The sequence below is a fragment of the Pontibacter sp. HJ8 genome (genome assembly GCF_054824225.1).
On the sequence record NZ_JSYF01000461.1, the window covers coordinates 1 to 6,047 of the forward strand.

Sequence of the window (6,047 nt, forward strand, 5' to 3'; positions counted from 1 at the left end):
CAATAGAGGAAGGCAAAGGCGACTTTGGAAAAATATTTTCTACCTTTGTATTTGAAGTTTTATATACGTTTATACCTCTGGCATCATTTTTTCAGTGGTTCAATCAATTAAGAAAAAACGCCTAACACGTATACATCCGCATGAAGAAGTACCTATTCAGCCTATCCATACTCTTAAGCTGCTTCCTGTGCAGCATGGAAGCTTCCGCACAGCTCAAGTTGCCACAAGCCAGTCCGGAGGCGATGGTGAAACAGACTATCGGATTAACTGATATTTCGATCCGATACCATGCGCCGGGTGTAAAAGGCAGAAAAATATTCGGGTCGCTGGTGCCTTACGGGCAATTGTGGCGGGCCGGTGCCAACGAAGCTACCCTGATAACTTTTCAGGATGATCTGTTCCTAAACCACGAGCGTGTGCCTGCGGGTACTTATTCTTTCTTCATACTTCCTGAAAGTGACACGGTTTGGAACATTGTGCTGAATAAGGATACCACCCTTTGGGGTTTGGAAGGGTATAGCGAGCTGAATGACGTGGCTTATCTGCGTGTAACTCCCAAAAAGATACCTTTCCAGGAGACATTGCAATTCTCTTTCAGCGACATCGGCTCGAATTTTGGCACACTCCATATGGCTTGGGAAAATTCCATGGTGTCTATCCGTATGGAGACCGAGATTGAGAAAAAGGCCCTGGCCAATATCAACAAAGCCCTGGCAGAAGCTGCTCCCGATGACTGGTACATCCTGGCACAGGCTGCCGACTATATGATACCTCGAAAGGAACATCATCAGAAAGCTTTGGAGTGGGTTAACAAATCGATTGCTATCAAAGAGAACTTTTTCAACAACTGGGTAAAGGCCCGTCTCTATGCCCAGAACAAAGAATACCAGGCTGCCGCTAACCTTACCGCGAAGGCCATCCAATTAGGCAGTACCGAACCTCAGGCATATAAAACATATGCCAAAGAAATTGAAGTCGCTTACAACGAATGGAAAAAGAGACGTAATTAAAAGATAATTAACTTTATAAAAGCAACAGGGGGAGCCAACTAATTGGCTCCCCCTGTTGCTTTTGATAGGCAGAGTTGAAACTAGAATTTTGCTATAAACCGCAGGTTCAGGCGCCTGCCCGTCAGAAAGTTAGGAACAGCATAAGTGATCCCGTTCACATCGCTCACATAACTATAGGACACTCTGTTCTTGGCGTCGATGATGTTGAGCACTTCCAGACCGATCCAGAGACTTTCCATGGAAACTTTGTTCCGGGCTGTCAACTCATCTCCCATTGCAATGAGCTTGGAAAAGCCAATATCTACCCGCTTGTATGACTTTCCTGAAAAAGCATTTCGGTAGTCCGGTCTCTTGGGTGGCCCGAAAGGCAAGCCGGTCCCATACACAAGGTTGAGGTACATCCGGATCGTAGGGTTATCCGGCAAATGATCCTGGAAGAAAACGCCCAGATTGAGCAGTTGATCGGTCGGGCGGCTCATATAGCCCCTTTCGTTCTTCTCCAGTAGTTCTCCCGTATCGCTGAATACCAAAGTGGAATCACCCTGCAAATCTTCTTTTGTGGTGAGCACCCCGAGACTCAACCAGGACTCAGCACCTTTGATGAACTCTCCGTTTACGCGTACATCAAAGCCTGCCGCATAGGCTTTGGCATTGTTGCGGGCATAGTAGCGTAAGCGCACATTGTCCACATCGTAGGGTACCACATTGGTCATATGCTTGTAATAGGCCTCAGCAGTTAGTTTGAAGTCACGGTCCCAGGCTTTGAACAAGTAATCGCTGCCAACCACGGCGTGAACGGATCGCTGGGCTTTCAATTCGGGGTTTAGCTCGCCTTCCATACTGCGCAACTCCCGGTAAAAGGGCGGCTGATAATACAAGCCCAGTGCTGCTTTGAAGGAAAGATCCGGATTTTGGCGGGTGATAAAAGAATACTGGATACGCGGCGTAAGAATCAGCTCCTGGTTGTAATCCCAGTAACTGGCCCGGAAGCCATAAGTGATCGTTTTGAGGGAATCGATCTCGTAGGTATGCTGCACATAGGCATTGTAGCGCTGCGTGTGCAGCCCCAGTTTCGAATTGAGGTAATAGGCCGGTGTAACATAATCCGATGAATCTACAAAGCCATACTCTGAGAGTTGGTCATCTATACGCTCCAGGCTTGCTTTAGCCCCAGCCAACAAGGTGCTGCGGGAACTGACACGCCAGGTATTGCGAGTTTCGGCTGCCAGCACCATCGCTTTGAGCGTATTACGGGCATGATCAAACTGGCTGCCAATCCCTCTGTCGCGCAGGCATTCGCCCAAGTCATTCTGGCCGAGTGTATTGACGTCGCATAGTCGATAAGCTGCCTCGATGTCGCGGAACTCCCGCTCCAGGGAATGTACACCGGACACGATGAACTCCGTCAGAAGCTTGTCCGAGACCTGGTGGGACAGGTTGGCACCAACCTGAAAAGTCTCGTATTCCATTTTTTCCTGCCCTTCGTAGCCAACCAACAGGCGCAAGGGTGCCTGCCGCGTTCCAAAGGTAGTAGTACGGGATTCGGGTTCTACCAGGAAATCGTTCCGGGCATAGCTACCCAGCAAGCCTAAGGTCGTACGCTCGGGTTCTCTGCCCAGGTCAAAGCTGATATAAGCCTGCCCGTCGCTAAAAGTGGGACGGTACTGTCCGTCCACCTGCAGCCCCTGCAGCATATACTGTCCGTTTTTGTGGCGGAGTCCGAGCAGGTAAGAAACCCGTTTGTTCTTCGAAGTCTCTTCCAGATGCAGGGCCCCTCCGGTCAGGCTGGCGGTCACGGAGCCGGCAAAGGCAGTAGGCCGCTTATATTGTATGTTGAGGACCGACGAAAGTTTGTCGCCATATTTGGGCTGCCAGCCGCCGGAAGAAAATTCAATGCTGCCTACCAGATCGGGATTTACAAAACTCAACCCCTCCTGCTGTGCTGCGGTGACCAGGAAAGGGCGGTAAATCTCAATACCATTCACATACACCAGGTTCTCGTCGTAGTTGCCCCCACGTACGGAATAAGTGGAAGAAAGCTCGTTGTTGCTCGACACACCGGGCAGGGTGACCAGGATCTTGTTGAAATCCCCGTAGGCAGAAGGCAGTGTCTTGGTCAGGGTCGGGTCCAGGCGGGTGACACTGACCTGTTCGCGGGTGTCGTTCTCATTTTTGCCGCGCACATCTACTTGTTTAAGTTGCTGCGGGTCCGGTTCCAGCACAAAGTCCAGGTTAAGCTCCTGCCCGTCCTGCAACCGGATCGTACGTTCCTGTACCTTGAAACCCAGATAACGCACCAGCAACACCAAATCCTGCCCGGCAGGAACCTGCAGTTTGTACTTTCCCTGCGCATTTGTCTGTGCACCCAGGCTATACCCCTGGATGCCCACCGTAGCGAGCTCCAGGGGTTGTCTGTTGTTATCCAGCACTGTACCCATCACGATACCTTGCTGTGCTAAAACACCTGATGGCAGCAACAAAAGCAGCCACACCGATAGATATCTTAGCATAGAAGGTATTAGTTTGAGGACAGGTTCTTCAGATTGGCAATGGTTTGCAACGGATCGGCTGAGTTGAAAACAAAGCTACCGGCCACCAGTGCATCCGCTCCTTTTTCGAGGAGAAGGGGTGCGTTCTGCTGGTTTACTCCTCCGTCAATCTCGATCTGGGCGTTTGAATGACGGGAAATGATCAGATCCTTCAGCGTCTCGATCTTACGATAGGTATTTTCGATAAACTTTTGTCCTCCGAAACCCGGGTTAACCGACATCAGACAAACCAGGTCCACATCAGCGATCACATCATCGAGGAGCTGCACGGAGGTATGGGGATTGAGGGCTATACCTGCTTTCGCTCCGGTTGCTTTGATCTGCTGAATGGTACGGTGCAGGTGGTTGCAGGCTTCGTAATGTACCGAAATGATCTCTGCTCCTGCCGCTCTGAACTGCTCGATGTATAACTCCGGCTCCACGATCATCAGGTGTACGTCCAGCGGTTTTTTGGCATAGCGCTGGATGGCCTGCAGTACCGGAAATCCGAAAGAGATATTGGGCACAAAACGGCCGTCCATGATATCGATGTGTAGCCAGTCGGCCTGGCTTTCGTTAAGCATCTCTACTTCGGATTGCAGGTTGGCAAAGTCAGAAGCGAGTACAGAAGGGGCAATAATTGGTTTCATGAAGCAAATATAAAAATTAAGATAGATTCTGCCTTGGCTATTCGTGCCGGCTGCTAAACTATAGTTTGATGAAGCGCAGCGTGGTACTTTTGACGCCGGAGTTTACCTGGCAAAGGTATACGCCTTTTTTCAGCCGGCCAGGCTTGATGTTTAGTATATGCGTGAGGTTATTTGCAGGCAAGGTCTGCTTCACAAGCAATTTGCCTGTTGCATCATATACATGCACCTCACTATTTTCTTTCCGCCAGCCCTCGCCCATCGTCAGCACTATTTCCCGGTCGGTTACCGGATTGGAAATAGTAATGCCATCATTTAATAGCCCGGGCAAGCCCGTTACATTCTGATCATACCGAGGTATACCATAGCCGATCGAGTTATTCGGGTTGTTGGCATTGCTGCCCAGTTGCCGGACGAGTTGCAACAACTCCATATTCGTTAGCGTGCTGTTGGCCTGCCACAAGCATGCGACCATACCTGCCAGTATAGGACCGGAAAAGGAAGTTCCATTCAACCGCATCAGGAGTCCGGCCGGAGACAAAACATACGCTCTTTGCCCCATGGCTACGACATCGGGTTTGATGCGGGCATCTGAAGTGGGACCAAATGAACTGAAAACAGCATGATTGGAAAGCGAATCCACGGCTCCGACAGTAAGTACAGAGTCGGCATCGGCAGGGGCCGAAACATAGCGCCAGGTCTTGTTGCCCTCGTTGCCGGCACTCACCACCACCAGCATACCGGTGGCAGCCGCATAATCGGCAGCCCGCGTCACGATGGCAGTGTTGCCGTCCAGCTCTTCGTAGGTATAGCTGTAGGAAGGTACATCAAAAGCGGTATAGCCCAGGGAGGAATTAATGACATCAGCTCCGGCACTGTCCGCAAATTCGGCAGCCAACAGCCAGTTTACCTCTTCAATGTTATGCTCTGTAGCAGCATCTTCGGTACGGAACAATAAATAGTCGGCTTTGTAAGCGGTCCCGATCATGGTGCCGGGTTCGTAAGCCGCCATGGTGGAAAGCACGGACGTGCCATGGGTACTGCTGCTGTAGACATCCTGCTTTTTAGCTACAAAATCAAAGGTGGCTTTGATCTGCTGATTCTGATGCAGGTGCGCAAACGGAACGGCCGTATTCACACCGGGAAAACCGGCATCGAACACAGCAATGGCCATACCTTCGCCTTTGTAGCCATCGGCATGCAGCGCCGGAACCCCCAGCATATTGGCCTGATGGAAGGCCGGACCATATTCCAGCGCTTCAGGAGCGCTGACAACCAGCTCCAGACTGTCAGCTGCCTGCACACCGTTCTTACGGGCGGGAGAATTCGCTATCCGGTTCAGGGTTTGGGAAGTGCGGACATAAGGCAAGGTCTGAAGCGCAGCCAGCTTCTCCGGAGTACACTGCACCACAGCCGCATTGAACCAGCGGGAGGTATAGAGCACCTTCACCCCTTGCTGCTTCAGGTCTGTGACATAGCTGGGATTGACAGGAAAATCTCGCGGTGTAAGGGGTATATTTTGCCTGCTCCTACGAGCGAGCGCTTTGGAGGAAAGATACGTATCCGGTTTATCAACCGAATATGGAGAATTTGCTTTGTCCAGGAAGTATAACAGGTGCTTCTGCTCCTCTGCATTGCCCCCGCCCGTTGTTTGCCCCTTAACAAAAGGAGCTGCCAGCAGGAAACAAAAAAAGAAGAGCAGAAAGCGCATGTTGTTATAATTTACCGTGTGCTATAAGAACTTCGTGTCGTTCGTGACCTGACTGTTTCCATTCAACTCCCATCTGGCAGTCTGTGTTGATTTCAGAACCTTCACAATATACGACCCGGTTAAACAGGCGATAGACTTTTCCTATACCTTC

The 6,047-nt window shown here is 50.7% G+C and carries 4 protein-coding genes; 1 reads left to right on the forward strand and 3 read right to left on the reverse strand.

Annotation, left to right across the window (positions count from 1 at the left end; translation table 11 throughout):
* Positions 1–140: 140 nt before the first annotated feature.
* The gene (locus tag OB13_RS17805; RefSeq protein ID WP_461491534.1) at positions 141–1,010 is read left to right on the forward strand and encodes a DUF2911 domain-containing protein; all 870 of its coding nucleotides are present in this window, start codon (positions 141–143) and stop codon (positions 1,008–1,010) included.
* A gap of 80 nt (positions 1,011–1,090) precedes the next feature.
* Here the strand turns inward: OB13_RS17805 and OB13_RS17810 are convergent, their stop codons facing one another.
* From OB13_RS17810 to OB13_RS17820, 3 genes are read right to left on the reverse strand one after another with little or no spacing between them, the layout of a single operon-like run.
* On the reverse strand, positions 1,091–3,520 hold the full coding sequence (locus tag OB13_RS17810; protein WP_461491535.1) for a TonB-dependent receptor: 2,430 nt from the start codon (positions 3,518–3,520) through the stop codon (positions 1,091–1,093).
* An 8-nt stretch (positions 3,521–3,528) separates the two neighbouring features.
* The gene (gene rpe, locus OB13_RS17815; protein WP_461491536.1) at positions 3,529–4,188 is read right to left on the reverse strand and encodes a ribulose-phosphate 3-epimerase; all 660 of its coding nucleotides are present in this window, start codon (positions 4,186–4,188) and stop codon (positions 3,529–3,531) included.
* A gap of 58 nt (positions 4,189–4,246) precedes the next feature.
* Entirely contained in the window at positions 4,247–5,896 is a 1,650-nt protein-coding gene (locus tag OB13_RS17820; RefSeq protein WP_461491537.1) for a S8 family serine peptidase, read from the reverse strand.
* Positions 5,897–6,047 lie beyond the last annotated feature (151 nt).

Coding starts and splice junctions, on each gene's coding strand:
- OB13_RS17805 (WP_461491534.1), top strand. CDS start 141: ATGAAGAAGTACCTATTCAGCCTATCCATACTCTTAAGCTGCTTCCTG.
- OB13_RS17810 (WP_461491535.1), bottom strand. CDS start 3,520: ATGCTAAGATATCTATCGGTGTGGCTGCTTTTGTTGCTGCCATCAGGT.
- rpe (WP_461491536.1), bottom strand. CDS start 4,188: ATGAAACCAATTATTGCCCCTTCTGTACTCGCTTCTGACTTTGCCAAC.
- OB13_RS17820 (WP_461491537.1), bottom strand. CDS start 5,896: ATGCGCTTTCTGCTCTTCTTTTTTTGTTTCCTGCTGGCAGCTCCTTTT.